Origin of the sequence: Nocardia sp. NPDC006982 (assembly GCF_042869435.1) — a bacterium.
Taxonomy (GTDB): Bacteria; Actinomycetota; Actinomycetes; order Mycobacteriales; family Mycobacteriaceae; genus Nocardia.
The window spans coordinates 94,901-120,519 of the sequence record NZ_JBIAFV010000009.1 but is presented as its reverse complement, the minus strand read 5'-3'; the positions used below and the strand labels follow the sequence as shown (position 1 = coordinate 120,519).

27 protein-coding genes, 4 pseudogenes and 1 riboswitch are annotated in these 25,619 nt (G+C 65.5%); of the genes and pseudogenes, 12 read left to right on the top strand and 19 right to left on the bottom strand.

Annotation, left to right across the window (positions count from 1 at the left end; all coding sequences use genetic code 11):
* Positions 1–106 precede the first annotated feature (106 nt).
* A complete protein-coding gene (locus ACFYOW_RS31145; protein ID WP_387293640.1) occupies positions 107–1,747 on the top strand; it encodes a DUF4153 domain-containing protein in 1,641 nt (546 codons plus the stop codon).
* Between the two features lie 80 nt (positions 1,748–1,827).
* On the opposite strand, the gene ACFYOW_RS31140 is transcribed toward ACFYOW_RS31145, so the two are convergent.
* The gene (locus ACFYOW_RS31140; protein WP_387293639.1) at positions 1,828–2,436 is read right to left on the bottom strand and encodes a hypothetical protein; all 609 of its coding nucleotides are present in this window, start codon (positions 2,434–2,436) and stop codon (positions 1,828–1,830) included.
* Between the two features lie 120 nt (positions 2,437–2,556).
* Here ACFYOW_RS31140 and ACFYOW_RS31135 point away from each other — a divergent pair, with 120 nt between their 5' ends.
* Complete coding sequence (locus tag ACFYOW_RS31135; protein WP_387293638.1) at positions 2,557–2,715, top strand: hypothetical protein; 159 nt, start codon at positions 2,557–2,559, stop codon at positions 2,713–2,715.
* A 29-nt stretch (positions 2,716–2,744) separates the two neighbouring features.
* Here ACFYOW_RS31135 and ACFYOW_RS31130 read toward each other — a convergent pair whose 3' ends face one another.
* From ACFYOW_RS31130 to ACFYOW_RS31120, 3 genes are all read right to left on the bottom strand, one after another.
* On the bottom strand, positions 2,745–3,140 hold the full coding sequence (locus ACFYOW_RS31130) for a hypothetical protein (protein ID WP_387293637.1): 396 nt from the start codon (positions 3,138–3,140) through the stop codon (positions 2,745–2,747).
* 351 nt (positions 3,141–3,491) lie between these two features.
* Positions 3,492–3,890, bottom strand: a complete 399-nt coding sequence (locus tag ACFYOW_RS31125; protein ID WP_387293636.1) for a hypothetical protein — start codon at positions 3,888–3,890, stop codon at positions 3,492–3,494.
* A gap of 103 nt (positions 3,891–3,993) precedes the next feature.
* Positions 3,994–4,899, bottom strand: coding sequence for a class I SAM-dependent methyltransferase (locus tag ACFYOW_RS31120; RefSeq protein WP_387293635.1), 906 nt, complete (start codon positions 4,897–4,899; stop codon positions 3,994–3,996).
* A gap of 571 nt (positions 4,900–5,470) precedes the next feature.
* On the opposite strand from ACFYOW_RS31120, the gene ACFYOW_RS31115 reads away from it, so the two are divergent.
* Complete coding sequence (locus tag ACFYOW_RS31115; protein WP_387293634.1) at positions 5,471–5,821, top strand: hypothetical protein; 351 nt, start codon at positions 5,471–5,473, stop codon at positions 5,819–5,821.
* A 307-nt stretch (positions 5,822–6,128) separates the two neighbouring features.
* A pseudogene (locus tag ACFYOW_RS31110) lies at positions 6,129–6,305 on the top strand (aldehyde dehydrogenase family protein); the annotation flags it as partial.
* A 90-nt stretch (positions 6,306–6,395) separates the two neighbouring features.
* Here the strand turns inward: ACFYOW_RS31110 and ACFYOW_RS31105 are convergent.
* The 6 genes and pseudogenes from ACFYOW_RS31105 to ACFYOW_RS31080 all read right to left on the bottom strand — a co-directional run bounded on the left by ACFYOW_RS31105 (position 6,396) and on the right by ACFYOW_RS31080 (position 10,475).
* A complete protein-coding gene (locus ACFYOW_RS31105) occupies positions 6,396–6,815 on the bottom strand; it encodes a hypothetical protein (protein ID WP_387293823.1) in 420 nt (139 codons plus the stop codon).
* Between the two features lie 721 nt (positions 6,816–7,536).
* Positions 7,537–7,770 (bottom strand): annotated as a pseudogene (locus ACFYOW_RS31100) (alpha/beta fold hydrolase); the annotation flags it as partial.
* A 723-nt stretch (positions 7,771–8,493) separates the two neighbouring features.
* Complete coding sequence (locus ACFYOW_RS31095; RefSeq protein WP_387293633.1) at positions 8,494–9,405, bottom strand: NAD(P)H-binding protein; 912 nt, start codon at positions 9,403–9,405, stop codon at positions 8,494–8,496.
* Positions 9,406–9,414: 9 nt separating this feature from the next.
* On the bottom strand, positions 9,415–9,579 hold the full coding sequence (locus ACFYOW_RS31090; protein WP_387293632.1) for a hypothetical protein: 165 nt from the start codon (positions 9,577–9,579) through the stop codon (positions 9,415–9,417).
* Between the two features lie 267 nt (positions 9,580–9,846).
* Positions 9,847–10,053 (bottom strand): annotated as a pseudogene (locus ACFYOW_RS31085) (thiamine pyrophosphate-binding protein); the annotation flags it as partial.
* Positions 10,054–10,172: 119 nt separating this feature from the next.
* Positions 10,173–10,475, bottom strand: a complete 303-nt coding sequence (locus tag ACFYOW_RS31080; protein ID WP_387293631.1) for a hypothetical protein — start codon at positions 10,473–10,475, stop codon at positions 10,173–10,175.
* 200 nt (positions 10,476–10,675) lie between these two features.
* On the opposite strand from ACFYOW_RS31080, the gene ACFYOW_RS31075 reads away from it, so the two are divergent.
* Positions 10,676–11,134 (top strand): GNAT family N-acetyltransferase, encoded by a 459-nt coding sequence (locus tag ACFYOW_RS31075; RefSeq protein WP_387293630.1) that lies wholly within the window; start codon positions 10,676–10,678, stop codon positions 11,132–11,134.
* Between the two features lie 11 nt (positions 11,135–11,145).
* On the opposite strand, the gene ACFYOW_RS31070 is transcribed toward ACFYOW_RS31075, so the two are convergent.
* From ACFYOW_RS31070 to ACFYOW_RS31060, 3 genes are all read right to left on the bottom strand, one after another.
* Positions 11,146–11,625: an LOG family protein gene (locus ACFYOW_RS31070; RefSeq protein WP_387293629.1), complete on the bottom strand. Its 480-nt coding sequence runs from the start codon at positions 11,623–11,625 to the stop codon at positions 11,146–11,148.
* Between the two features lie 516 nt (positions 11,626–12,141).
* The gene (locus ACFYOW_RS31065; RefSeq protein ID WP_387293628.1) at positions 12,142–13,371 is read right to left on the bottom strand and encodes an alpha/beta fold hydrolase; all 1,230 of its coding nucleotides are present in this window, start codon (positions 13,369–13,371) and stop codon (positions 12,142–12,144) included.
* Positions 13,372–13,391: 20 nt separating this feature from the next.
* Positions 13,392–14,762 (bottom strand): purine-cytosine permease family protein, encoded by a 1,371-nt coding sequence (locus ACFYOW_RS31060; RefSeq protein WP_387293627.1) that lies wholly within the window; start codon positions 14,760–14,762, stop codon positions 13,392–13,394.
* Positions 14,759–14,873: riboswitch (TPP riboswitch) on the bottom strand. Its footprint overlaps the gene before it by 4 nt.
* Before the next feature lie 182 nt (positions 14,874–15,055).
* Between ACFYOW_RS31060 and ACFYOW_RS31055 the strand changes: the two genes are divergently transcribed.
* Entirely contained in the window at positions 15,056–15,337 is a 282-nt protein-coding gene (locus ACFYOW_RS31055; protein WP_357477329.1) for a hypothetical protein, read from the top strand.
* On the opposite strand, the gene ACFYOW_RS31050 is transcribed toward ACFYOW_RS31055, so the two are convergent.
* A complete protein-coding gene (locus tag ACFYOW_RS31050) occupies positions 15,312–16,097 on the bottom strand; it encodes a DUF72 domain-containing protein (protein WP_387293626.1) in 786 nt (261 codons plus the stop codon). The two genes, ACFYOW_RS31055 and ACFYOW_RS31050, sit on opposite strands and share 26 nt — an antisense overlap.
* Positions 16,098–16,171: 74 nt before the next feature.
* Between ACFYOW_RS31050 and ACFYOW_RS31045 the strand changes: the two genes are divergently transcribed.
* Positions 16,172–16,636, top strand: a complete 465-nt coding sequence (locus ACFYOW_RS31045) for a DUF4383 domain-containing protein (RefSeq protein ID WP_387293625.1) — start codon at positions 16,172–16,174, stop codon at positions 16,634–16,636.
* Here the strand turns inward: ACFYOW_RS31045 and ACFYOW_RS31040 are convergent.
* A complete protein-coding gene (locus tag ACFYOW_RS31040) occupies positions 16,630–17,733 on the bottom strand; it encodes a glutamate--cysteine ligase (RefSeq protein WP_387293624.1) in 1,104 nt (367 codons plus the stop codon). The two genes, ACFYOW_RS31045 and ACFYOW_RS31040, sit on opposite strands and share 7 nt — an antisense overlap.
* A gap of 112 nt (positions 17,734–17,845) precedes the next feature.
* On the opposite strand from ACFYOW_RS31040, the gene ACFYOW_RS31035 reads away from it, so the two are divergent.
* From ACFYOW_RS31035 to ACFYOW_RS31020, 4 genes are all read left to right on the top strand, one after another.
* Positions 17,846–18,442, top strand: coding sequence for a DJ-1/PfpI/YhbO family deglycase/protease (locus ACFYOW_RS31035; RefSeq protein WP_387293623.1), 597 nt, complete (start codon positions 17,846–17,848; stop codon positions 18,440–18,442).
* Positions 18,443–18,480: 38 nt separating this feature from the next.
* Positions 18,481–19,011, top strand: coding sequence for a pyridoxamine 5'-phosphate oxidase family protein (locus tag ACFYOW_RS31030; RefSeq protein WP_387293622.1), 531 nt, complete (start codon positions 18,481–18,483; stop codon positions 19,009–19,011).
* A gap of 57 nt (positions 19,012–19,068) precedes the next feature.
* Positions 19,069–19,854 carry a helix-turn-helix domain-containing protein gene (locus tag ACFYOW_RS31025; protein WP_387293812.1) on the top strand — a complete coding sequence of 262 codons (786 nt, stop codon included), beginning with the start codon at positions 19,069–19,071 and terminating at the stop codon, positions 19,852–19,854.
* A 387-nt stretch (positions 19,855–20,241) separates the two neighbouring features.
* Positions 20,242–21,096: a fructosamine kinase family protein gene (locus tag ACFYOW_RS31020; protein WP_387293621.1), complete on the top strand. Its 855-nt coding sequence runs from the start codon at positions 20,242–20,244 to the stop codon at positions 21,094–21,096.
* Between the two features lie 47 nt (positions 21,097–21,143).
* On the opposite strand, the gene ACFYOW_RS31015 is transcribed toward ACFYOW_RS31020, so the two are convergent.
* From ACFYOW_RS31015 to ACFYOW_RS31000, 4 genes and pseudogenes are all read right to left on the bottom strand, one after another.
* On the bottom strand, positions 21,144–22,028 hold the full coding sequence (locus ACFYOW_RS31015; protein WP_387293620.1) for an RNA polymerase sigma-70 factor: 885 nt from the start codon (positions 22,026–22,028) through the stop codon (positions 21,144–21,146).
* Positions 22,029–22,162: 134 nt separating this feature from the next.
* On the bottom strand, positions 22,163–23,035 hold the full coding sequence (locus ACFYOW_RS31010) for a TIGR03619 family F420-dependent LLM class oxidoreductase (RefSeq protein WP_387293619.1): 873 nt from the start codon (positions 23,033–23,035) through the stop codon (positions 22,163–22,165).
* A gap of 1 nt (position 23,036) precedes the next feature.
* Positions 23,037–23,585 (bottom strand): annotated as a pseudogene (locus tag ACFYOW_RS31005) (FAD-binding protein); the annotation flags it as partial.
* A 12-nt stretch (positions 23,586–23,597) separates the two neighbouring features.
* The gene (locus ACFYOW_RS31000; RefSeq protein ID WP_387293618.1) at positions 23,598–24,395 is read right to left on the bottom strand and encodes a HugZ family protein; all 798 of its coding nucleotides are present in this window, start codon (positions 24,393–24,395) and stop codon (positions 23,598–23,600) included.
* A gap of 119 nt (positions 24,396–24,514) precedes the next feature.
* Here ACFYOW_RS31000 and ACFYOW_RS30995 point away from each other — a divergent pair, with 119 nt between their 5' ends.
* Complete coding sequence (locus ACFYOW_RS30995; protein ID WP_387293617.1) at positions 24,515–25,609, top strand: hypothetical protein; 1,095 nt, start codon at positions 24,515–24,517, stop codon at positions 25,607–25,609.
* The last annotated feature ends 10 nt before the right edge of the window (positions 25,610–25,619 follow it).

Below are 25,619 nucleotides of genomic sequence, written 5' to 3'. Positions count from 1 at the left end.
GGTTGCGCCGTCGAGCTCCGCGTTGCCCGCGCCGCGACCCTGGCCTGGACCAGCGCCGAGATGGCGGCGCGTCGCCTGCCCGCCAGGCGTATTGCCCGCAGCGGGCATGGCAGGTCTCGCTGGCGCGGTGTTCATCCCATTGGACCGGCCCGGAATCGGTTGGGTACTCGCCGGTTCGGTGGCAGCGGCCGCGGTATTCATGGTGGACCGCCGCGCTCGTCGTACGGCAGAAGCGGCCGTCTCGGCACAGCATTCGGCCGCGTCCGAGGAGACGAGGCGCGACCCCGTGGTTCCCGAGATACCCGGTGGTCGGACATTACTCGAAGATGCAGGCGCGCAGTCCGATCGTTCTGACGGGAACAGCGGCGGTTCGGTGGGTGTCGATGCTGCGTCGATACCGAACTTGCCGGAATCGCCCGCCTCGAAAGCGACCGCGCCCGAATTGGGGAGCTCGGATCTGGTCGGAACCGGCGACCTGACGACTGTGGAAGACCGTGGTGCGGAAGCTGATCCGGCTGGATCGGGGTTCGGTGTCCGCGCTGTGAATTGGGGGCGGGTGTGGTGGACGACCCTGGCGTTGGCGCTGCTGGCAGTCGGGGCGGTGCGGGCGGCCGGGTGGCTGTTCGCGCTGTGTGTCGTCGGGGCTGGGGTGGCCGGGTCGTTGGCTGTTGTCGGGCGGCGTTCGGTGTATGGCGCGTGGTACGACGTGATCGCGGTGCCGATCGAGTCGATCGCGGGTATTCCGTGGGTGTATTCGGCGTTCGGGCGGATCGGCGACGGTCCGGCGCGCCGGTCGTGGCGAGCCGGGATGTCGGTTGCCGTGACGTTGGCGTTGTTGGCGGTTTTCGTCCCGTTGCTGGGCGGCGCCGATGCGACATTCGCGAAACTGCTCGACGCGGTGACGCCGGAGATCGACGCGCCATCGGTTGTGCAGTGGATCGTGCTGTTCGCGGTGCTCGGTCTGGGCAGCGTCGGGGCCATGTATCTGCTTGCCGGTCCGCGAGCCGCGGCGACGGGTGCACCGTCGGACCGAGGCCTGCGACGGTTGGAGTGGGCACTGCCGGTGGGCGCGCTGACCATCCTGTTCGCGATCTTCGTCGCCGCCCAGTTCGTCGCGCTGTTCGGCGGTGACGACTACGTCCAGCGCACCGCGAATCTGACCTACGCCGAATACGCGCGCAGCGGATTCTGGCAGCTTTCGATCGTCACCATCCTCACCCTCGCCGTAATCGCCGTCGTATTGCGTTGGGCTGCAAGGGAATCCGCCGCCGACGGGGCCTGGCTGCGGGTCTTGCTGTGCGCGATCAGCGTGCTGACGCTGATCATCGTGGCCTCCGCCCTCGGCCGCATGTGGACCTACCAGCAGGCCTACGGCTTCACGGTCATGCGCCTGCTGGTCGAGGTATGCGAACTCTGGCTGGGGCTGGTGTACCTGTTGATGATCGCCGCCGTCCTTCGCTTGGACGGCACCTGGCTGCCGCGCGCCGCCATCGGCACCGCCATGGCGACACTGTTCGCACTGGCCGTGCTCAACCCGGAAGGTCTTGTCGCGGAACGGAATATCGACCGCTGGGAACACGGCAAGAACCTCGACACGCTCTACCTCGGCAGGCTCTCACCCGATATCGTCCCCGCCGTAGAGCGGCTTCCCGAACCGCAGCGTCGCGAAGTGCTCTCCGCGATCCGCCTCGATCTCGACGACGATACGTGGCAGGGGTGGAACCTGTCGCGCGCGAACGGCCGTTAGGGTCCATGGACTCAGCGCCGATTTCGGTCCTGATCCTGCGGATTCGTCGTGGGAACGGGCGCTGAGTTCGACGGTATCCGCTAGCGGGGCGCGAGCAGTCCGGGTGCGTCCATCGTGTCGACCAGCCAGCGCCCATCGGGCTGCTTCGTCAGGTCGATCACGATGGACAGCTGCGAAATCTGGGGTTGCGGGGTGGCGATATTGCGCACCGCGCGACCGACCACCGCCACCACCGAAGCCCTACCGGGATCCAATGTTTCCAGCCCACAACGCGTTCCAGTGGAGGAACTGTGCACTTGCGCCTGCGTCATCGCCTCGCGCATCGGGGCTTCGACCTCGGTGATCTGCCGCAACCAGGCACCGGTCGAACCATTGCGGGCGGCGGCGAAGAACCCGTCCAGATCGGTGAAATCGTAGGTGGTGAACTCCGTGATGTAGTCACACGCCGACTTCCGCGCGGTCTCGCGATCGACATCCGCCGCCCGCATGTCGCCGATCGCGCGATCACGCTGGGTAAGGGTGCGGCCCTGCGCATCGGCCGCTTCGCGCTCATGGGCGTAATCGACGAAGAACCCCACCCAGATACCGATCCCGACCACCGCGACAACCGCCGCCAGCGCCGAGATCACCCGCCCCCACGGCCCCTCCGAAGCGGCGTGCTGTGATTGCTCATTACCCGGAACCGACACGGCGACTCCTGTTCCCGAGGCGAAGCACTATTCCGCCAGGGTAACCACATCGCGTCACGCCCCTGCGACACTGACCAAGTGATAGTCGGACCCGCTCGTCGACAGGACATCCCAGCCTTTGTGTCACTGGCGGCCCAGGTCGAGCACTGGTTCGGCCCGATGGTCGACGCACCCGGCTTCCACGAGGCCTTGGAAAACAACATCCGGCGCGGCACGGCCCTGATCGCATCCTCAGGACCGAATGTCCTCGGCGGCTTGCTATTCGGTATCCGCCAGTAACACCTATATTTGCACATCAGTAGCCATTTTCATCGCGTGTGCTGGTCATTGATGTGCCTAGAGTGTGCCAACGTCCGGGGGAACCGGCTCAGATTGCTCGAAAAGTGCCGCGCCGGCCGCACGCAGATCGTCCGGCTGCCGTCCTGATGGGGCTGAAGGACCGTCGGCCGCCGCGGGTTGTATGCCGCCTCCAACATCCCCGGCGATTGGAAGAATTCGTTCAGTGCGAGGTCGTACTCGAACCGGGGCGAAATCAGGAACGGTGTGCCGGCGGGAACATCCTCCGCCCACACGCCACCGAGATCACCGACATCGGCACTCACCACAGCCAGGCACTTTGGATCGGGAACCTCGGCAGGTACGAAATGAACCGACCAGACATCGGTGAGCACACCCGGAAACGGCACCGCGACAACATAAGTCATCGCCGCGAACCACCCTCGGCAGACACGCCGCGAATGACGTCCGGCAGCGGCCAACACGCGTACGTCACCATTCAGGCCGCAGTTCGCCACGAGTTCTTCGACGCGTCGGCGAATCTCGTCACGGCGGATTCCGAGCGCCACAGCGTCGACGGAAGATCGGCTGCTACACCGTGGACGCCGATGTGCTCGGCTTCTCCAAGATCCGCGGACACAGCAGTTGTGTGATGGCCGATGAGTTTGTGGTTTCCGATCGTGGTGTGCAGACCGCCGCCGGGCCGCCTCGACCAGGCGGGCCGGGGTTTGCCCTGCCGCTGGCCGCGCTGTATCGAATGCTGGGAAAACGGGTCAGTGCTAGTCGGCGGCGGGCAGGACCCAGGGGTCGTGGGCCAACAAGTCCGGGAACGGGTAGTCGTCGGGCACGCCGATCGCCACGACGTCGAGCCCAGTCTTGTATTTGTACGCGTCGATCACAGCGGCCCACCCGGCGTCCTCGACCGTCTCGATGATGGTGTGCCATCCGGTGTGGACGTCGTCCTCGTAGGCGGCGACGAATGCCCAGCCCAACTGCGGCGTGGCAGCGCGGATCTTCTCGTGCTCTTGCTTGCTGGTCTTGTGGATGCGCCCGGCCTCGCCCACCGCCATGTCGAACCGCTTCGCCATCGTGCCCTCCAGGAGGGTGTCGTCGAATACGAAAACGCTGGCACTCGAGCCTAACTGGGCGCCCGCACCCGCCCGGATGATCTTGGACAAATCGTGACAATCGCGATCGGTACTGGCTACCTGACACTCATACTCGACGCCGCATGCGCGCCCGATTCCGGCCGGTACGCTTTGAACGTTTGGTCGGTCCGGTTCAATGCGGTGCGCCGGGTTTGGTGCAGGTGAATTGCATGACGTCGATGTGGCCGCGGCGGGCGTAGTCGGCGCAGCCGGTCAGATACCGGATGTAGGTGTTGTAGACCTCGGGCCCGGCCAGTTCGATGGCGCGGTCGCGGTGCTCGTGCAGGGCGTCGGTCCAGTGGTCGAGGGTGGTGGCGTAGTGCGGTCCGAGTGCCTGGATGGCTTTGACGGTGAATCCGGCGTCTTCGGCGTAGGCGGTGACGCCTTTGGGGTCGCGGCCGGTCGGGGGCGGCAGCGGGGCTCCGGTGAAGATCGTGTCGGTGAGGAACCGCATGAACGCGTCGTCGACGCTGGTGTGCTGCATTCCGTTGGCATGCAGCGCGTCACGGTGGTAGCCGACGATGGTCTGCAACAGCAGCACTCCGTCGGCGGGCATGGTGCGGTAGGCGAAGTCGAAGAAGTCGGCGTAGCGGTCTTGGTGGAAGTGTTCGAAGGCGTCGATGCACACGATGCGGTCGGCGTGGCCGTCGAAGTCTTCCCAACCCTGCGGCCACACCCGGCCGCAGGGTTGGCCCCGCACGAGCCGGTCGATGAGCTGGTCGCGCACGTATCGGAATTGACTGCGGCTGAGGGTCAACCCGATCGTGTTCACCTCACGGGTGTCCATGGCGCGCAGGATGAGCGATCCCCAGCCGCATCCGATATCGAGCAGGGTCATCCCGGGCCTCAAGTCGCACTTTCTCAGAGCCAGGTCGATCTTGGCGAGTTGAGCTTGTTCGAGTGTGTCGTCAGGATGGGTCCAGAGCGCGCAACTGTAGGTCCGTGTCGGGTCCAGGAACAGGGCGAAGAATTCATCCCCGGGATCGGGGTGGGATGCGCGGTGGGATTCGACCTCGCGGTCGGTGATGTGACCGGTCATGAGTGCGGGTCTTTCTCACAAGCCAGTAATTGCTGTTCACGGATACCGGTCGAGGTGAACTCGCGCCATCGCGTAGCTACCACCGCGATTGGCGTCTGCTGTCCTCGCCGCTTCGGTCGAAACGACCGCACGCTGACCATTACGCTACCGCTGTCCGCACCAGCCCGGTGCCACGATTTCAACGCGAACGGGGTGAGCAACCCCGCTCCAGGCTCCGGCGGCGCCGGGAGGCGCTGATTTGGGCGACAACCTCACGGGTCAACGGTGTCGGCAACTCGGCCGACGTGGTGCCGGGCAGGTATCGCCAGCGTGTTGTTGACAGTGTTGCTCTTGGCCCGATGTTGTGCGCTTGCAGATGCCTTTGCAGAACAGCCGGACACGCCGACCCGAAGCACCGTCCGCACCCGCGCGCCGCCTTACAGCCATGAGCTATGGGAGGTAGGCATCGCCAGGACGACCGCATCGACTCCGCCGCGTTCGCTCTCGTCACCGTCACGGCACGGCGTGATCCCGACGGCGCGCACAGAGGGTTCGCCGCCCAGGCACTCGCCGCGCAACCTCTCGTCCCGGCGTGGATCGCGTGGTTGTTATCGCGTGGTTGTTCGAGCACTCCAGCGAAGCACTGGCGCGGATGGAGTATCAGATGCACTACCCCCTCGACCGCACCGGCGACCCGGACCACCGCACCGCTGACGAATACCTGATCACCCAATGCGCCTACCACGCCGGGTGCTCGGCTCGCGCGGTCGAACGCGCCCGCGGCTTCCACAGCGACCGACCCGGTGTCGTGGCCGCCTACACTCCCGCGTTACCCGACGACGGCCAGTTCCACGCGGCGCTGGCGTGTGGGCGGGAATGGACCGGCCACTGGTACTCCCGCGACCCGGTCCAAGCCTGGGAAATGGCCACCACCCCGGCCTGACGTCGGCAGGCGCTCAAGGGTTTCGCGCTGGCGACCTCGCTTATATCCAAGGCTGAACCGCGCAAGCAAACCAGCGCCGGATTTCTCCGCGATACTTCCGCCCCCTATGCCTGATGAAGGCAATCGAAGGCCTTCACGACCCGCTCAACAGCGCTACGCGCACTTGCCGGATTCGCTCCAGTAATTACCCGGCCAGCACTAATGGAGTAGTCGTCGAACGGGTGCATGGGAGAGCTGTAGTCTGCTTCGACGTTGCTCACTGCTTCGACGACAGGGCTACCTTGTCGTCTGCGAGTTGCTCGAGGACATGCTGACCGGCGTCACGCCGCAGATGCGGATGTACCACGAGGAGGTCTTCGGCCCGGTGGCGCAGGTGTGGACGGTCTCCTCTTTGGAGGATGCATTGCGGGAGGCCAACGGGCACCCCTACGGACTCGGGGCAAATCTGTGGAGCGGGGACGAGGCCGAACGCGAGCTGTTCGTCCGCGACGTGCAGTCGGGCATGGCCTTCATTAACGGCAATACGACCAGCTACCCCGAGATTCCCTCTTCAATGCATTTCAGGCGCGGGACACTAGGTCATCGATTCTGCATAAGCCCGAGCGTCAATGGCTTCCAGAGTGGCGATCTCGGCGTCGTCAATTGCCATCAAGGCATAGTCGATCGAAGCCGAGGCATAGCCCTCAGCGTCATCGGCTCGGCGATTTGCGACCTTCAGGTCGTGAGCGTCTTTCTTGGCCGCAATAGTGTTTTTGATTTTCTCGACCCGCTTGTTGTGTTCCGCCTGGAGTGTTTCCCAGTCGGAAGCTGCCGCAGCCTTCCTCGCTACGACATTAGCCTTGAAATTATCCTGCCTGACTTTTGCTTCCGCTTTGGCCGAGTTGATAGCGGCATCCATTTTCTTCCCAGCTTCTTTCTGAGCCGCCGCTATCTCCTTCTCTGCGTGCTCAGCATGGTCTTTAAGCTCTTGCACCTTTTCCGAAATCTTCGTCATGGTTCTCTCCTTTTATATTCCTAATTTCCACAAATGCTATTATAGCTCGGGGTGCGCTCGAACGACAAGATGAGACGAATGTGTATCTCGAATCTCGTATACCGCCGGGAAGGGAAGGAAATTGTAATTGGTGACGGCGGGCGGTGTGGCGTCGTGTGTGGCGTATTTCGTTGTGGCACAGTGTGTTCATTTCGCAGCCGACTTGTGCGCGACTTGCCGAGTCGGTGAGCCGCTGGGTAGCGAGGGCTGTGCAAGCCGTCGTTGAAGTCGCTGCGTCAAACGGTCGGGCCGCAAGCCCGGTGGCCAACTTGGCCTCGGGCCGAGGCCTGCGGCAGTGGGGTGGACTGGGCTGGCCTCAGGGACTCACCGAAATTGGTGGCAGCACAGGGTGGTGTCGTGATCGACGAGATCGTGGGTCTTGCTGGTAAACGCGATATCGACTGATTCCTGCACCATGATGCGGGCGAGGTTGCCACCGCCTGCTCGACGAGTTCGGCTTGGCCGTCCTCGAGGATGACCAACAGCACGCCGTAGTCGCGTGGCCAAGTCCGAATGGGCAGCACCGCAGCGCACCCGGTGACGATCAGAATGACGCCCATGACCAGTGCGGGTGCTCCGAGCGCGGCGATATCGTCGTTGCCACCTGGGTATTCGGCGCGGGGCGTTTTCGGTGTCATACGTTGCCGGACGCAGGCTGGTGGGGGCAGGTTCTATCCGATGGGTGGGGAAGTGATTCCGTCGCTGACCCGCCGCTACCGGGAACGTCGAACCGCACCACGGTCGTGCTCTGGTCGAGGTGGGCGATCAGCGGGTCGAGCACCTCCAGACCAGCACCGATGCCATTGCACAGCGCCAGCGGCACACCGGTGCCCCAGCGCACGTCGACGCGGATCCGTTGTCCGAGTATGGCGATGAGGCGCTGCTCGGTCGGCTCGACAGTCTGCGGCGCGGTCACGACTGTCTCTTTTCGAAATCCAGGGCCAGCACCCGCGCTTGACGTCGGCAGGCGCTTTCCGCGCACCACCCGTCGGAGTCGCCGAGGTGCTCGGCGTCACCTGCCGCACCGCCACCAGCATGGTGGCAGACGGACGCCTACCGGCATATCGGCTGGGGCCACGCTGCGCCCACTCGGCTGCGCCCGGATGAAGTAGCGGCAGCCCGTCGGCGAACCCGCATAGCTGTGTGGTCGCTACGCGAAATGCTTGACCTACAACAAAATACAGGAGGAAACACTGCAACTGGGAAACGCTCGACGAGTACCTCGACGGTGGTGGTGGCGGCCCGCCGCTGACCGGCCCAGCGCAACCAGCTCTCCGAGCTGCTGCGGCCCGCACGTGAAGGCGGCAAGGTGGCCGCCGCATGATCGCCGCGGCGAAAGCGATCACCTATCCCGATGTCATCGCTGCGCTGCGACGGCACGGCGTTCACGTGCCCGACACGCCCCGCGTCCAGTACGTCCACGTGCAGACACTACTCGGCTCACAACCGCGAGACATGTCGCTGCGCGTCCAGTCCCGCCTGCTCAACGCTGAACTGCAGTGCCACAACGAATGTCGGTCAACCCGCATGCGTATTCACCATCGGCCGCGCGCATGGGAAAGTCCTGGAACAACGCAAGCGCCGCTGAATGGTTCGAACTCACCGACACACAGAGCATCTTCACGACGCCGCACCTGCATTATGAGAACAGTACCGAGTGTTCGGCTATGTACTGCCCAACCGTGGATGGTGGCTGTCCGGTGATCTTCTCGACGTCGTCGGTGGCTCGGTCGTAGCGTCCGGCGCGGTGCAGCAGTGCCATTGTGGTCAGGTGCTGCTCGACGTGCGTGGGCAGGTCTTGGGGCTCGAGGACCTGCTGGACCCAGGTTTCATGGGGAATGTCGGTGCCGCGGATCTGGCGGTGAAGTCCCAGGGTGTACTCGGCGGCCAGGCCGTCGATGTCCAAACGCGCTGGGCCGGTCAATTCGTAGACCTCGCCGATGCGGTGGGTGGGATCTCGGAGCACTGCCGTAACCGTGCGGGCCACGTCGCTGGTAGCTATCGGTGACGTTCGGCCCGTTCCGAAGGGCAGGGCCAACACGTTTCGCTCTCGCAGCGATGGTGCCGCAAGTCCGGTGAATATCGGATTGTCCAGAAACACCGTCGGCCTGATGTGCACGACCGGCACACCCGACCAGTTCAAGACGTGCTCGGCGAGGTAGTGCAGCCGATGTTGACGAGACTCTCCCACACTGGTCAACGTCATTTGGGAAACGGTCATCTGGGACATGTTCACAACCACCTCGAGGTGGCCGTACTCCAACGCGGCGTCGCAGACGACAACCGTTGCCTGCAGGTAGTCCGGCGAGACGCCCATCGAAAAGAACATGCGATCGGTACCGGTCATCGCATCGACCACATCGCGCGGGTCGGTCAAGTCTCCGACGACGACTTCAGCGCCGAGTGCGCGTAACGGCTCGGCTCGGGCGTCGTCGCGGTGCACCAACGCGCGAACGCGATCCCCGCGTTCCCGCAATTGCTCGATCACCTGCCGACTCACGCCACCGGTGCCTCCACCGGCCCCGGTGATCAGGTACAAGGGCGCACTCATGCTCGCTCCTCACGGTGTGTTTTCCCAAAGCTCGGCAAGGGGTGTGCCGGCGAACCTCTCGAACATCAAGCGGGACAACAGCAGCACGGAGCTGCGTGGACGGTGGTTCACCACGAGGCGCTGGGCCTTTCCGGCGGCGTTGAAGGTGACCAGGACGATGACATGAATCGGCACGCCGCGTACAGCCTAGGTGTAGTCCTCGAGAAAACTGTTCTCGCCGCAGGGGCCGGCGTACTGGAAGTCTTGGAACTCATATATTTCGCGGGCGGCGACCACGACTTCATGGACGGCCTCCGCACCTTGTATGGCGCCGTCCCACGCGGCGCCTTCTCCGGTTACGTCGTCGGCCAGGTTATCCAGCCACGCTGGATAATACGCTTCCCCAGATATGTCGATGTCATGCCGCGCTTCCCATCGTCCGTAGCCGCGTCAACCTCGTGTCAGCCGCGCGTAGCCGTCCGCCGCATAGGAGGCGTTCAACTCGCCACAGTTGCCCACCCATTTCATAGCGCCGTGGTCTTCGAGTTATTGGAGCAACTCCAGGTTGTAGTCGCCTGGGACACCGACGAGGTGGCTGATCCCAGCCTCGGCCAGACGGCCGAGTAGAAAGTCGCCGATGGTCATTCGTCGGGTCTCGCCCTTGGACATCGTGTGAATCGTCGGGTCTGGCCGACCATCGAACACGAACTCCATCGGTGGTTGTGATGGAACGCGGCCTGCATTTCGCGTGCAGCAACTCGCGCCGGATTTCTCCGCGCTACCGCCCCCTATGCCTCCTGAAGGCTATCGAAGGCCTTCACGACCCATTCAGCAGCGCTACGCGCACTTGCCGGATTGGCTCCGGTAATTACCCGGCCGGCGGTCATGGAGTAGTCGTCGAATGGGTGCATGGGAGAGCTGTAGTCTGCTTCGACGTTGCTCACTGCTTCGACGACAGGGGCTACCTTGTCGTCTGTGAGTTTCTCGAGGACATTCAAGGCAACCTCACCCTCGATCGTAAATCCGGTCACGGTTTTCCCTTCGATAACCGAATCGCCGGTCTTGGAGTCGATTATCTTGGGCAGGATCACCGGTCCATGGCATATTGCGGCGACGATGCCTCCCCGAGTCCAGACGTCTTCGCCGACAGCCTGAAGCCCTCGTGCGCTCGGATAATCATTTCAATTCAGCCCCGAAATATCCGGCTCGATAAGCTGGCGACCATGGAAAGCCCAGACCCGAACTCTAAGTGATCGTCGGACCCGCTCGTCGACAGGATATCCCGGCCTTTGTGTCACTGGCGGCCCAGGTCGAGCACTGGTTCGGCCCGATGGTCGACGCACCCGGCTTCCACGAGGCCTTGGAAAACAACATCCGGCGCGGCACGGCCCTGATTGCATCCTCAGGACCGAATGTCCTCGGCGGCTTGCTGTTCGGGATCCGCGGAGCCCCGATCTACCACATCCGCTGGCTCGTCGTCTCCGAACACGCACGCGGCCGCGGTGTCGGCCGTGCTTTGATAGCGGAGGCACAGCACAGATTCGTCCGAGCCCCCGCCACCATCGAAGTAGTCACCTTCGGCCTCGGTCATCCCGCCGCCACCCCCGCCCGCGCATTCTATGAAAGCCTCGGCTTCATCCCGGCCGAAATCGCCGCCTCGGGCCCGGAAGGCGGCCCACGCCAGACCTTCCGGCGAACGGTCCCCATGTCGCCGGGGCCGCCGAGTGGCGCGGGTGCGCCGAAGCGCTGAAGGTTTCGGGCCTAGGTGAGAGCGCGGTGGACGGCGTCGGAGGGGCCGGTGGCGAGTTGGGCTGCGGGCATGGGATTTCCGGTGGCGTCCTGGACTTGCCAACCGCCGAGCGAGATGACGGGAATGGTGCCGCGGTGGCGGGCGAAAGCGAGCTCGGAGAGGGTGCCCCAGGAACCGCCGATCACGATGACGGCGTCAGCGGAGTGAATGAGGATCGCGTTTCGGGCCTCGCCCATACCGGTGTACAAGACGGCGGACAGACCGCGACAGGCAGCAGACCGGTCGGTATCGGGGCGAACGCCGATGACGAGACCGCCCGCGCCGGAGGCCCCCTCGGCGACCGCCGCCATAACGCCGCTACCGCCGCCGCACAGAACAGTGGCACCGGCCGTCGCGAGCAGTCGCCCCACCTCCGCGGCCCATTCGGCCTCGATGGTTGTGCAATCACGCGGTCCGCACACCGCGACCTGTAGGGGGATGTCGCGAGCCATGGAGTCGACGATAGTTGGCGGAATCTCGCTCAGCCGAATGCTCTCGGCGGGTCGTCCCGGCCCACCCCACCGCACGGTCCAACCCTGCACGTCCCGGCAGCCCGGCTCAACCCAGTGCGCTTTCCTTCTGCGCCCCACTGGTCGGGCGAGTCGTCTACACACCCCAGCGCCGTCCCGCCTCGGACGCCGCGGCAGGTCGGCTCAGTCCTGGACGCCCTGCAGGTCAGTCCGATTCGGCATGCCCTGTGGCTCGGCCCATCGCGTACGCTGCGCAGCGTGGTCCCGGCCCCGTGCGTCCACACGCGGACCGAGGACGGCCAGGTATCACCGTCCGCGAGCACGCCGACGAGAAGGCCCAGCGCCATCTGCGTCCCTGCAGTTCGGGCCTGCTCTCGTTCGCCCTGCAGGTCAGGTACGTGGTCCGCGAACAGCGGTCGGCCGCGCGGCCAGTATTTTCCGCCTTGCGGAAGGCCTTCAATTCGGATATCCGGCCCTCAGCGCGCCCAATCGCGCTGCCTACGTGCGCTTGGAGAGCAACGTGTCGAGCTGTGTCGCGAATTCCTCGGTGGCGCTTCGGTATCCGACGTGGTCGCCCGCGAATTCCACGATGTCGAGTCCGAGCCGCTGGCCGAGCACCGCATTGGGCAGCGCCGGGAAGGTTTCCTTCGAATCGTGTCCGACGACGAGGACGAGCTTCTCGGCGGCAGCCCGCAGGGCGTCGAAATCCGGTGTGTAGCGCACGTACTGGCGCATCTCGTGCTCCATCCAGAACAGCATGTTCTGCTGGATGCGCGCACTGATCGCGGCGGCTTCGGGTGTGGGTTCTTGGGTATCGGGCCGTTGCTGGCGCAGCCCGACACCCTCGGCGAATTGGGATATGGCGGCAACGAAGCCGTCGGACTTGCTGGTCCGGTAGACGTCGTCCAAAAAGGTGAGCCATTTGTCGGCATCGGGCAGTACGGTCGCCAGCGGCGGTTCGTGCGCGATGAGCGTGTGCACGAGTTCCGGTCGCGTCGTGAGCAATTCGAGCGCGACGATGGCGCCGGAGCTGCTGCCGAGCACGGCGGCGGGTCGGTCGCCGAGGTGGGTGAGCAGCGCGGCGGCGTCAGCGCCGTCGAGTTGGACGTTGTGATCCTGGCCTGGGCTGCGGGAGAAGCCGCGCCGATCGTAGGAAACCACCGTATAGCGATCCGCCAGTCGCTCCGCGATCTGGTCGAAGCTGCCCGCGTCGCCGTTGCCGCCAGGGATGAGCAGCAGCAGAGGACCGGTGCCGCGGATTTCGTAGTACAGCGTCGCTCCGGGCACGGCGAGGGTGTGGTTGGTGGGGACGTCCATGGGAAAGGCTCCTGGTAGATAGGACAGTTGCCGCAACGCTTCCCGGATGACGGGCAGTGCCGCGATGGGCGGGTCCGCATCGACCCAGCGGTCGATGGCGACCTGCAGTGCCGTCGCGATCGCGCCCGCCATGATCCGGGGGAACATATCGGTGTGCAGGTCGCGGCCGGTGCGTGCGGCGATGGCCGTCGCGATGGCCTCCTGGATGACGGCCTGCGCCTTGAGATATTCACCCCGCAGTGCGGGTTCGGTGGTGATCAGCCGGATGCCGCGGGTCCATGCCGGATCGGGCAGTTCGTCATCGCGGAATTCGGCGAGTACCGCGTGGATTACCGCAGTTCGGCGTGAATGCGCCGCGGCCGTCGGCCGGTCCGTCGACTCGGGAGGGTGCGAGTCGGCGACCGGTGGCACTCGCCGCGTTGGTTCGAGGTCTAACCGGACTTGCGCAGCAACGAAATCCGCCCCACGCCCCACGCGACTACCACGGCGGCCAGGAACGACAGCAGTGACGCGCTCATCCACGCCTGCTTGGTGAAGTGCAGCTTCTCCTGCACGTCCACCCAGAAGTCGGTCCACACTCCGGCGTCGCCCGGGTTGATCAGCTGGTAGACCGAAAGTCCCACCAGCCAAGCGAAAACCATGCCCCACCGTGACGGCGCATTCGCCGAGGTATCCCACTGGTCGCGCGCCCGCAGGAAGAAGTCCGCGACGAGCACGCCGAGCAGCGGCACGAAGACCGACCCGATCAGGCCGAGGAATCCGAAGTAGTTCGCCATGTTCAGCCGCAGCGCCAGCAGCGTGATGAGGATGCCGAGACCGATCGAGAGCACCCGGCGGTCGACTCGCGGCGCGAGATTCTGGATCGAGACGGCCGTGGAGTACACATTCGCGAACGACTGGTCGGCCTCCCGGAATACGAAGATGAAGAAGAACACCGCTCCGAGGGTGACCGTCAGGAACGGCGAGTACACCCCGCCGTCGCCGGATGCGAGCGCCAGCGCGAACAGTCCGAGCACATACGCGATGATCTGGGTGAACGCATACGCCCCGCTGGCCGCGCCGAATGCCGCGCCGGTGCTGCGGGAGTGCCGGGTGTAGTCGGCCGCCACCGGCACCCACGAGATCGAAACCGCAAGCGCCGCATCGGTGGCGACCCAGAACAGATTCCAATCCACGCCGAACGGTCCGCCGCCTTCGGTGCCCGGGTTGGTGGTGAGATCCGGCAGACCTGCGCGGACGAACTGGATGTAGAACCAGACCAACGCGATCACCACGCCGACGGTCACGAACCGCCGCAGCATTCGCACCGAACCGAGCGGCCAGATCGTCAGCACCGTCGTCAGCACACCCGCGGCGACCACGTAAACCCAGTGCGGGCCACCGTCGAACAACTCTTCGGCCGCATCGCCGATGACGATCAATTCGAAGGTGCCCCAGCCGATCAGCTGGGCGATATTGAGCAGCGTCGGCAGGTAGCTGAGTTTCGCGCCGAACAGTCCGCGCAGCAACATCATCGCGGGCTTACCGGTCTTGGCTCCGGGTACTGCGGCCAGGCCGAGCATGAGCCCGCCGACCACCGTGCCGATGATCATCGCGAGAATGCCCGCGGCGATGGAGATCTGGGCGCCGCCTTCGGAATTCGGCGCGAGCACCGTGTACGCGCCGGAGAATGCGAACAGGCTGACGCCGAGGTTCGCCCAGAACGCGCTCTGGTCCCAGAACGAAAGGACCTTCGGTGCAGGCTGGTCCAGGGTCAACGGTGCTTCGCGCCGCTCGGATCGATCGATGGTGGGTGCAGACATCGCGGTACCGCTCTCCCTACGCCGGCATTACCCGGACAGGTTCATGCGGTCGGCGAAACGTGGGGTCCGCCCTCTCAGCCCGGCCGTGCCCGAGCTCCCGCGCTGGGGTTATTCGGGCGAAATGCTACACCCGTGCACCGACGCGCCGGGCCTGCCTTCGGACATTCCAGACAGGTTCCGCCGAGACGGCCCGAAAATCTCAGCCACCGCCCATACTGTCGGGGTATCGATGTGGTTATCGCTCGGTTATCTGCCGCTCATCGTCCGCCTCTACCTGGAATGAGTACGCGCCCATGATGCTGATCGCCTTGCACGAGACCGTCCTTGCTCAACTCGGGAATCCGACGCCCGAGGCTCCGCCCAATTCGGAGAAGATCCTGCAGATGGTTCGCTACCTGACCTGGTTTGTTCTGCTGTCGGGTGTCTCCGGAATCACCTACGCGGGCGGCAGGTTCGCCTGGGAGAAGTGGAGCGGTGGGACCCTGGAATCCCCGAAGATGCTCGCCGGCGCAATGGTCGGCGGTGTCATCGCGACCAGTGCGGGCACAATCATGAATGCTGTCGTGGGGAGCTGAAATCCGTTGCGGGTGTTCGACTGACGGTGGCTCCGGCCGTGGCCGCGGCGCGCGCGAAGACGACCGCATCGCGAACCGCTGCACCGCCGGGATCATTGTTGAAGTAGACGTACACCTGCTCGCGATCCGACCACGTGTCGGCAAGCCGTCGCGCCCAACTGGTGAGTGCCGTGCGTCCGTAGCGCGGTGCGGGTGTCGCACGTCCGGAGTGCAGTCGCAGATAACCCCAGTCCGTCGTGCGCCACAGCGGCGCGACGGGACGGGACTGGACGTCGGCCCAACACAGCGCCGCGCCGCATTCCGTCAGCACTGCACGAACTTCGGGAATCCACCAGGACTCGTGCCTGGGTTCGACCGCGATCCGGACGTCGGGCGGAAAGCAGCGTAGGCAGGCGTCGAGCAGGGCCGGATCGACCCGCAGCGTCGGCGGAAGCTGCAACAGCACCGGTCCCAGCTTGTCGTCGAGCGCGCGGGCGTGCGCCATCAAGCGTCCCACCGGCTCCTCGGGTTCGCGCAGCCGCTTGATGTGGGTGAGGAAGCGGCTTGCCTTGACCGCGAAACAGAAGTCCGACGGTGTCCGGTCCCGCCATGCCGCGAAGGTCTCGCCGCTGGGTAGTCGATAGAAAGCATTGTTGCTCTCGACCGTCGCGAAGCCCGCGGCGTAGGTTTCGAGCCACACACGCTGCGGAACATTCGCCGGGTACAGCACGTCGCGCCAGTCCTGGTACTGCCAACCCGATGTGCCGACGAGCAGGGGCATACCTCCATCGAAGCACTTTCCGATGACCACCATCTCAACTACGCTGTGTAGTGGATATGGTCGGGGAGGGCGCAATGAGCGAACAATCGGTGGTCGAGCGGCGAATCGACTGGACGCGGTGGAGTTTTCTGCAGTGGGCCGTCTTCGTGATCGGTGCGGTCCATATCGGGTGGGCGGTCGCGGGCTGGATCGCCGAGCCCAGTTTCGAACTCGGCGCACACGCACCCGCGACACCGGTGCTCGGCATGGACTACAACGGCTGGCACGCGGTGGCCGGGCTACTGCTGTTCGGACCCGCGCTGATCGTCGCGACCCGCAAGTCGTGGTCGGCCTGGTACTGCGTGCTCGCCGGCATCGGCGGGGGGTTCGCGGTCGGGGTGTGGGCGCTGTTCTCGCACCACGTGCTGATCTTCAGCTTTCCGAGCCATATCACCGACGCGATCGAGCACATGGTGACCGGTGCGACGCTACTGGCGATCGTCGCCGTACAGGTCGTCCGGGACGGCGGCCTGCGTCCGGTATTCGGTCTGTCTCAGTAGCACCCTTCGAGGGTGGCGGCGGCGACCACATCGATGACGTCGCTGACATCGTCGTGCGCGCGCATAGCGGTGCGTTGTCGCCGGGCGCCGTTACCACGTGCAAGAACTGCTTTGACGGTATCGGCGACGAAGTGCTGGTCACCGGACTGCTCGAGCGCGGGGGTGAGGTAGTCGACGAGCCCGGCCACCAGGGTGTGGGCCGGGAGGGCGCGGCCGCTGATCGTGTCGAGCCCGTCTCCATCGAGGCCGGATCGGGCGGCCTTCCAATATGCGGCTCGCAAGACCTCCGCGGGCACCGGTGGCGGTGGCAGCCCATCGTGTATCGCAGTCTGGGCCATCACGACCGCGGCGCGAATCAGCGTGGCCAACAACGCTGTTTCTTCCACCGTCGCCGGTACATCACTGACGCGCACCTCGACGGTCGGGTAGGTGGCCGAGGGCCGCACATCCCAATACACCATCGCCGTATCGAGAATGCTGCCGCTGGCGAACATCATCCGCACCATATCGTCGTAGTCCGCGACCGATTCGAAGAACGGTGGGGGCCCGGCACTCGGCCACCGCCGCCACATAATGCTGCGCCAGCTGGCGTATCCGGTATCGGTGGCGCGGTAGACCGCCGAATTGGCCGTCAACGACAACAACACGGGTAACCAGGGCCGCAAATAATTCCCGACCCGCACCGCGATATCACGTGAAGGCACCCCGACGTGGACATGGCAGCCGCACAAACCCTGCTCATGGGCGAGCAACCCGAAATGGTGTTCGATGAGTCGATAGCGCGGGGTATCGGTGACCGGATACGCATCCGGCACCGTGGGCGGCACCGCCACCGCGAGCAGCCTGGCACCGTTCTTCTCCGCGCAACTCGCCACGCTGCGGCGGAGTCGGCGCAGTTCATCGAGTATTTCGAGGGTCCGGGTGTGCACCCCGGTATTGATCTCGACCTGACAGCGCGTCAACTCCAACTGCAGATCGATGCCGACGTCGGCGGCCGCCGACGCGACTTCGACATTCCGCGGACTCGGCGCACCCGTGATCGGATCCGCCAGAAGGAATTCCTCTTCCACGCCGACAGTGGGCAGGGCCGCGGCCATTACTGGAGTTTACTGCGCAAATCGCTGATCCGGACGGGTGCCGGAATCGTTTGAGTGCCCTCGGCCGGGGTAGGCCGACCGTAGTGAAGGATCGGCGAGAAAGGGGTCCGGTATGTCCGAGGAATTGCGCGGTGTGCGCGCATTGGTCATCACCGCGAATACCGGCGTCGAACACGACGAGCTGCTGATGCCGCTGGGCTGGTTGCGCGGACACGGTGCCGTCGCCGTGCACGCGACCCCAGAACGCGGCGAGGTCCAGACTTTTCGACACGATGTCGACAAGGATGAGGTCGTGCAGCCGGATGCGGCGCTCAACGATCTCGAGGTCGACGATTTCGACCTGCTCGTCGTGCCGGGCGGAACCGTGAACGTGGACAAATTGCGCGTCTGCGATCGCGCCGTGGAAGTGGCACAACAGTTCGTGCGGGCAGGCAAGCCCGTCGCGGCGATCTGCCACGGCCCATGGCTGCTTGTGGAGGCCGACGTCGTCGCGGGCAAGACCCTGACGTCCTATCACTCGCTGCGTACCGATGTCGTCAATGCCGAAGGGCGCTGGATCGATCGGGCGGTGGTGCGTTCGGACGAGAACGGCTGGCCGCTGATCACCTCCCGCAGCCCCGGCGACCTCACCGAATTCACCGAAGCGATCGGCGCCGAGCTCACCGCGGCCCAGTCGGCCCAGGCCTTCGTCGGCGATGAAATCTTCTGACACCGGTGAGTTTCCCGGACACGGATCGTCCTACTGATATGGACACAATCAACCTCGCCGACCGCTACGAGCTGCCGCCGATCGATTGGGACAGCATTCGCAAACGACTCGACGCGAACATCGAACAAGCCCCAGGCGCCGGCGGCCCCGATCGGCACACCTGCTGGCTGACTACGATCAATCCCGACGGCAGCCCGCACGTCACCGCCATCGGCGCGCTGTGGGTGGACGGCGCCTTCTGGTTCACTACCGGGGCCCGAAGTCGCAAGGGCCGCAACCTGGCTCGCGATCCGCGCTGCTCGATGAGCGTGGCCACCCACGAATTCGATCTGGTCGTGGACGGTACCGCGACCAGGATCGCCGATCCGGCCGCCGTCGCCGATATCGCCCGGCGCTGGGCCGACGGCGGCTGGCCCTGTCGCGTCGACGACACCGGCGAGGCACTCACCGCGGAATACAGCGCCCCCTCCGCGGGCCCGCCGCCTTGGCACGTCTACCGCCTGACCGCGCTCACCGCCACGGCACTGTCCACCGTGGAACCCGGCGGAGCGACCCGATGGCGGTTCTGAGTCGTCGCACGTCCATTACCCGTCAGGTAATCGTGTCGGGGCTGCCGGCTTCGTAGGATCGGCAGGGTGAGTACGCAGACAGCCGGTGACCTGTTGCGCCACTGGCGGCTCGAGCGCAGGCTCAGCCAGCTGGAATTGGCCGGGCGCGCCGAAACCTCCGCGCGGCACCTGAGCTTCATCGAAACGGGTCGCGCGAATCCGAGCCGCACCATGCTCGTGCACCTGTGCGAGCAGTTGGAGATCCCGTTGCGGGAACGCAATCGGCTGCTCCTCGCGGCCGGATTCGCACCCGCCTACGCCGAACCATCCCTCGATACACCCGCGATGGATGCGGTGCGCGGTGCGATGCGCCAAATCCTCGCGGGTCACGACCCCTATCCCGCGCTGGCCATCGACCAGAGCTGGAATATGATCGACGCCAATTCCGGTGTGGCACTGCTGTTGACGGGCATCGACCCGAAACTGCTCACCGCACCGGTCAATGCCCTGCGCCTGAGCCTGCACCCCGACGGTATGGCCGGCCGCATCGTCAATCTGGCCGAGTGGCGCGGCCATATCTTCGAACGCCTGTCGCGCCAGATCGAAGTCACCGGTTCGCCCGAACTGATCGAGCTCCGCGAGGAACTAGTCGAATATCCCGGCGGCACAGTCGATCTCACCCTCCCCGAACCGGACCAGGCCGTGGTGCCGCTCCGCCTCCGCCACGAAGACCACGAACTGTCCTTCATCAGCGTCACCACCGTCTTCGGCACACCGATGAACGTGACGGTCGCCGAACTCGCCATCGAATCGTTCTTCCCGGCCGATGACGAGACGAAGAAGCGCCTCAACGCTGCATCGTGATGAGCGGGCGTCGCAGAGAGCCTGCCTTGTGCGTGATCGGTGATCTATGCCGGTGTCAGGCTGATCGCTCCGGCATTCGGCATGGCCGAGCTGGGTGCGCTCGCGCTGGATCGCGCCCACGGTGGCGCTGTGCGCTGTTGTATCCGGAGACTTCCCGGCAGGAGCGAAAGCGGAACTGGCGAATCGACCCTCGTCGCGAGCAGGCCGGAGTATTCGCGGCGAACAACACACGGGCGCAGCGCATTCGGGTCGAACGAGCCTGTGGGAGCCCGGCGCGGTGATTTCGGACGCGGGAAAACCCGGTGTGGGCAGGGAGCGGCCGACGGACTTCTTCGCCGAAGTGGGGGCCGTGCGGGGTAGGTTCGGGAGCGTGGGCAGGGGACCGAGGTGACGGGCGCGGCGAAGCTCGCGGCACTGGTCGGCGTGACGGTGGAATCGATCACCGATCTGGGATCACAGCATTCGTGGACGTTGCATCGGGCAGTACTCGGCGACGGTCGCGAGGTCTTCGTGAAGGCCGCTCACGACCAGGTGCCGGTATTCGCGGCCGAGGCGGCGGGGCTGCGATGGCTCGCCGCGGGGGTGCCGGAGTTGGTGCCCGAGGTACTGGCCGTCGATGACCGGATGCTGGTGCTGCCCTGGGTTTCGGTGGCCGCGCCGACCAGATCGGCCGCAGAGCGTTTGGGGCGCGAACTTGCTGCCCTGCACGCGGATTCGCCGGGATCCTTCGGTGCGCCGTGGTCGGGTTGGATCGCCGATCTGCCGCTGGACAACACCCGGGTCGACGGTTCATGGGCGCGCTGGTACGCCGACTATCGCCTCGCACCCTACCTACCGCGTGCAGCCGCCGATCTCGGTCGCGACGGAATTCGCTTGCTGGAACGCGTGATCGAGAACATCGAGACCCTCGCGGGCCCACCGGAACCACCCAGCCGCATCCATGGCGATCTGTGGTCCGGCAATGTGCTGTGGACCGTCGACCGCGCGCTCGTCATCGACCCCGCCGCCCACGGTGGTCATCGCGAAACCGACCTCGCCATGCTCGCCCTCTTCGGCGCCCCGCACCTGGACCGAATCCGCGCCGCCTACCACGAAACCCACCCACTCGCCGACGGTTGGCGCAACCGCCTCCCCTTGCACCAGCTGCACCCACTCCTCGTGCACGTCGTCCTCTTCGGCAGCTCCTACCGATCCCAAACCCTGGCCGCCGCCTCGGCCGCTCTCGCCGCATCGCACCCGTAATGCCGAGATCGAGCGCGATCTCGAGGCCGAGTTCTGCGCGCTCGGACTCAGCGGCGCAAGGGGCTCTCCCGTTGCATATGCGACAGTTTTTCGGGGTTTCGAACCGAGTAGATGCCGGTGATGAGGCCGTCGTCGATGCGTACCGCCATGACGGTATCGAGCTCGTCGTCGAGCCGTATGACCAGCGCCGGGTAGCCGTTGACCTGGGCCGGTTGCAGCGCCAGGGCAGCGGTGATTCTGCTCGGGAAGGCGGCAAGGAGGCGGGCCACCTTGTCGGCTCCCGTGACGGGCCGAGGCAGGGCTTGTTTGATTCCGCCACCATCGCCCAGGAGCACGACATCGGGCGCGAGCATATCGAGCAGACCCTGTATGTCGCCGTTTTCGACCGCCCGCTGGAACGCCGCGAGCACGTCTCGGGTCTGGTTCGCCGAAACGGGCCCGCGAGGTCGGCGCGCGGCCACATGTGCACGGGCCCGGTGGGCGATCTGACGGACCGCGGCCGGGGTTTTGTCGACGGCTTCGGCGATCTCGTCGTAGGGCAGATCGAACACCTCGCGCAGTACGAATACCGCGCGCTCGGTCGGGGCAAGTGTCTCGAGTACCAGCAGCATCGCCATGGAGACGTGCTCGGCGAGTTCGACATCGTCGGCGACGTCGGGGGTGGTCAGCAGCGGTTCGGGCAGCCAGGGGCCGATGTAGGACTCCTTGCGGCGTCCGAGCGTGCGTAGCCGGTCGAGCGACTGGCGTGTCGTGATCCGGACCAGGTAGGCCCGGTGGTCCTGCACGGTGTCGAGGTCGACGCCTGCCCAGCGCAGCCAGGTTTCCTGCAGGACGTCTTCGGCGTCGGCGGCCGAGCCGAGCATTTCGTAGGCGACGGTGAAGAGCAGGTTGCGGTGGGTGACAAAGACTTCGGTGGCAGGGTCCACGCTCACGACTGTGCCCCCGGCATCCGGAAGTGTGTGGCCACGGGTGGCTCCTGTCTGTTGGATCTCGACTGCGTCGTTCACCAGACGCCGGACCACCACATTCTGTGACACCGGGTGTTCGTGACGGGCCTCACCCTGGTTCAGCTCGTCTTCGCGATGACCTTCTCCGCGAACCGGGACAGGTGCGCGATCTTGGTGTCCAGCGATTCGGTATCCGGTTCGGTGGTGTACGGGTAGCGGAAGCCGACGATCACGTCGGTGACCCCCTTGTCCTCCAACCGCTTCACACCGTCCACGGTGAATCCGTCCAGGGAGATGACGTGGATCTCGAAATCCTTGCGGGTGCCGTATTCGGCGCGCAGGACATCGAGCTTCGCGATCAGCCGGTCCAATTCGGCCGGATCGCCGCCTGCATGCATCCAGCCGTCGCCGCGCTGGGCTGCGCGACGCAATGCCGGGCCACTGTGTCCGCCGATGAGGATCGGAATCGGCTCGGTGGGCACCGGGCTGATCTTGATGGGCGGCAGATCGTAGAACTCCCCGTGGTATTCGAAATAGCCGCCCGCGGTGAGTCCGCGCACAATATCGATGCACTCGTCCATGCGCGCGCCGCGGTGTTCGAACGGGACACCCATGATTTCGAAATCATCCGGCCACGGGCTGATGCCGACACCGAACCCGAACCGGTTCCCGCTCAGTGCCGCGATCGAGGCGGCCTGCTTGGCCACAAGAACCGGTGGGCGGATGGGCAGTTTCACCACGAAGGGCGTCAGCCGCAGCGTCGTCGTGGCCGCCGCGATGGCCGCCGACAACACGAAGGCCTCGATGAACGGTTTGTCCTCCAGGAACTCCCGATTGCCGTCGGGGGTGTAGGGGTAGGTAGCGTCGGATTCCTTCGGGTAGGCCACGCTGTCGGCGATCGTCATCGACGTGTACCCGGCCGCCTCCGCGGCCTGCGCCAGCGGCACATAGAAGGTCGGGTCCGTCATCGTCTCGGCATAGGTGAATCGCATCTCAATCGCCTTCCATACTTTCGGCGCTGTGCGCCCTGTTCGATGCGGCGGACCGTCCCGCCGCATGTGCACCTGCGCGTCGCCCGAAGTAGGACGCCTCGCCCAGACACGTCCCGCTGGAATAGCCGGAGCTGTCCTGCGCCAGATTCGAGGCGCACGCGCCGGCCGCATACAGCCCGGAGATCACCGATCCGTCGGCGCGAAGCACCGCACCATCGACCGAGGTCCGCAGCCCGCCGAGGGTGAACCCGACATACGTGGCTCGCCCCGGTGTGAGATCGAAGGCACCCCAGGGTCCTTCGGTCAGCGGTGTCAGCCAGTCGGGATGCTTACCGAACTCCGGATCGCGTCCCTGCGCCGCCGCGGCGTTGTAGTCCTCCAACGTCTTTCGCAGCGCATCGCTCGGTATGCCCAGCGCCGATGCCATCTCCGCCACCGAATCCCACCCGTCGACGAACTTCACCATCGGTAGCTCCGGCCACACCATATGTTTGTTGTCCACGATCAGGTACGCGGTCGAATCCGGTTGCGCGACAACAGCACCCGCGGTGAGTTCGATTCGTCAGCCCTCGCGCGACCGCCGCGTCAATTCGACTGTCGCCGCACGCAATTCGCCTGCGGAGTCGATCGGGGTCGCATAGCCGACCCGTGTCCGCGCCACTCCGCGTGGCGTCACCACTCGCAGATCCAGCCCGTACCGGTCGGCGCGTTCGCAACTCGCCTCGGTCGCATCCGGGTATCCGCCCAGTACCTGCGCCATCGACAACAGCGCGTCCGCGTGATCGTCATTGAGATGTGTGATCGCCCGCGCCGCCACCGCAACTACCGGATCCGGCGCGGCCGCCAGATACTGTTCGGCGGTTGCGGAATCCATCCGCCCGTACCCACCGACCCATCGAACTCGCTGCACCCGCAACACCCACAACGAGAAATCGCTGTAATCCACGTAGTATTTCGCCGCCGGCACCGCCGCCAGATGCGCCTCACGCGCCGCCGCGGCCTCGGCACCGACCGGCCGCTCCACCACACCGGCCAGGGTGATCCGGGTACCGGCCAGCGGATCGGCAGGCACATCGGGCGACACCACCGACAGGCTGGCCCGCGGATCCGCCGCGAGATTGCGCCCATGCTCTGCCATCCGCGATACGCACAGCACCGGCTGACCATCCAGCAGCCCGTAGGTGACGAACGACGCCCACGGGCCGCCGTCCTCGCTCAAACTCGCCAAGGTCGCGATATTCGTCGCCGCCGCAACGGTTCTGGCCTCCTCGGCCGCCGAGGGGCGAGCGGAATTCACAACGGGCGTGGTCGGCTGTGGAATCGAAGGCGCATCGCCGGGATCACCGTGATCGAGAGTCATACCGTCCATCCTCGCAGGGGCCTCGGCAGCGCCGACATCGCACACTGAAACGGCGAAGACCGCATCTCGAACGGGGCGATCGCGCGCGCAACGGCCGCGGATCGGCAAGACTGGCGTGCGTGACCCGATACGCATTCGACGCCGACCGCAACGCCCTTGTCGCCATCTGGGCGACCGGACGCGGCGATCTCTCGACCACGGTGGCCCAGCTGCCACCGATAAACCATGACCAAGCAACGAGTTTGGCGTCGAATCTGACCACCCTGTCCCGGTTCCAGTGGCGCACCTATACGCATCCGGCAAGTGCCGCAGGCGATCCCGACGTTCCCAATAGCGAGGCCTGGCGGCGCGCGGAAGAACGCCGCAACTTCAAGGAGGTCGAGGCCGGAATCCGCACCCCGAACCTGCCGACCGACCACGGCCTCGTCGTTTCCTACAGCGGCGTGGTCGAATCCGCGCACCGCGTCGGGCGCACCCTGCACGCCATCGACGATTCCGCCCTGCGTGACACCATCGCCGGCGAGGTCCGCACCGAACAGGCCGCCATCGAATCCGCCGAACTCGGCGATCTGTCCGGACGCGCACGCCAAGCGGTAGAACTCTCACGCCCGGATGTCTCACCGGCCCAGGTCCAGGCCGCCGACGACCTGCTGCGCGCCGACCCCCTCGGCACCGTGGAACTGTTCACCGAACTCGACCCCGCCTCCGCATCCGTCGCGGCCGCGCACTGGCTCTACGCCGCCGCCGAAGTCGCGGGCGAACTCGCGGGCGTGCCGACCGGCGATGTGGTCGTCGAAGCCGACGATATCGAGGCACTGCAGGTCGAAACCCCGACCCTGGTACTGGAGCGCCTGACCAGCGGTGAGACACCGACCGAGATCGTCGTCGACCTCATCGCCGAGGCCATGGCCGTCTCCGAAGGACACGTGCCCGCACCATGGGCGGTGGTGGCCCGCGTCGCCGAAATCGAAGAGCAGGCACGCAAATTCGATCTCGACAGCGCCTCCCGCGCCGCCCTCCTCGATGAGTTCCGGATCAGCCGCCTCGACCCCACCCGCCCGGCACTCGACCTCCTCGAAGATCTCCTCGACGGCATCCGCGGCTGCCTACTGCTCTACTCGGCCCACACCGCAGGCGACGACGCGGAAGTCGAAGCCAAGTTCGCCGCCGACGTCCGAGGGGAAGCCGACACCCATTCCGACCAACTGTTCTGACCAGGGCACC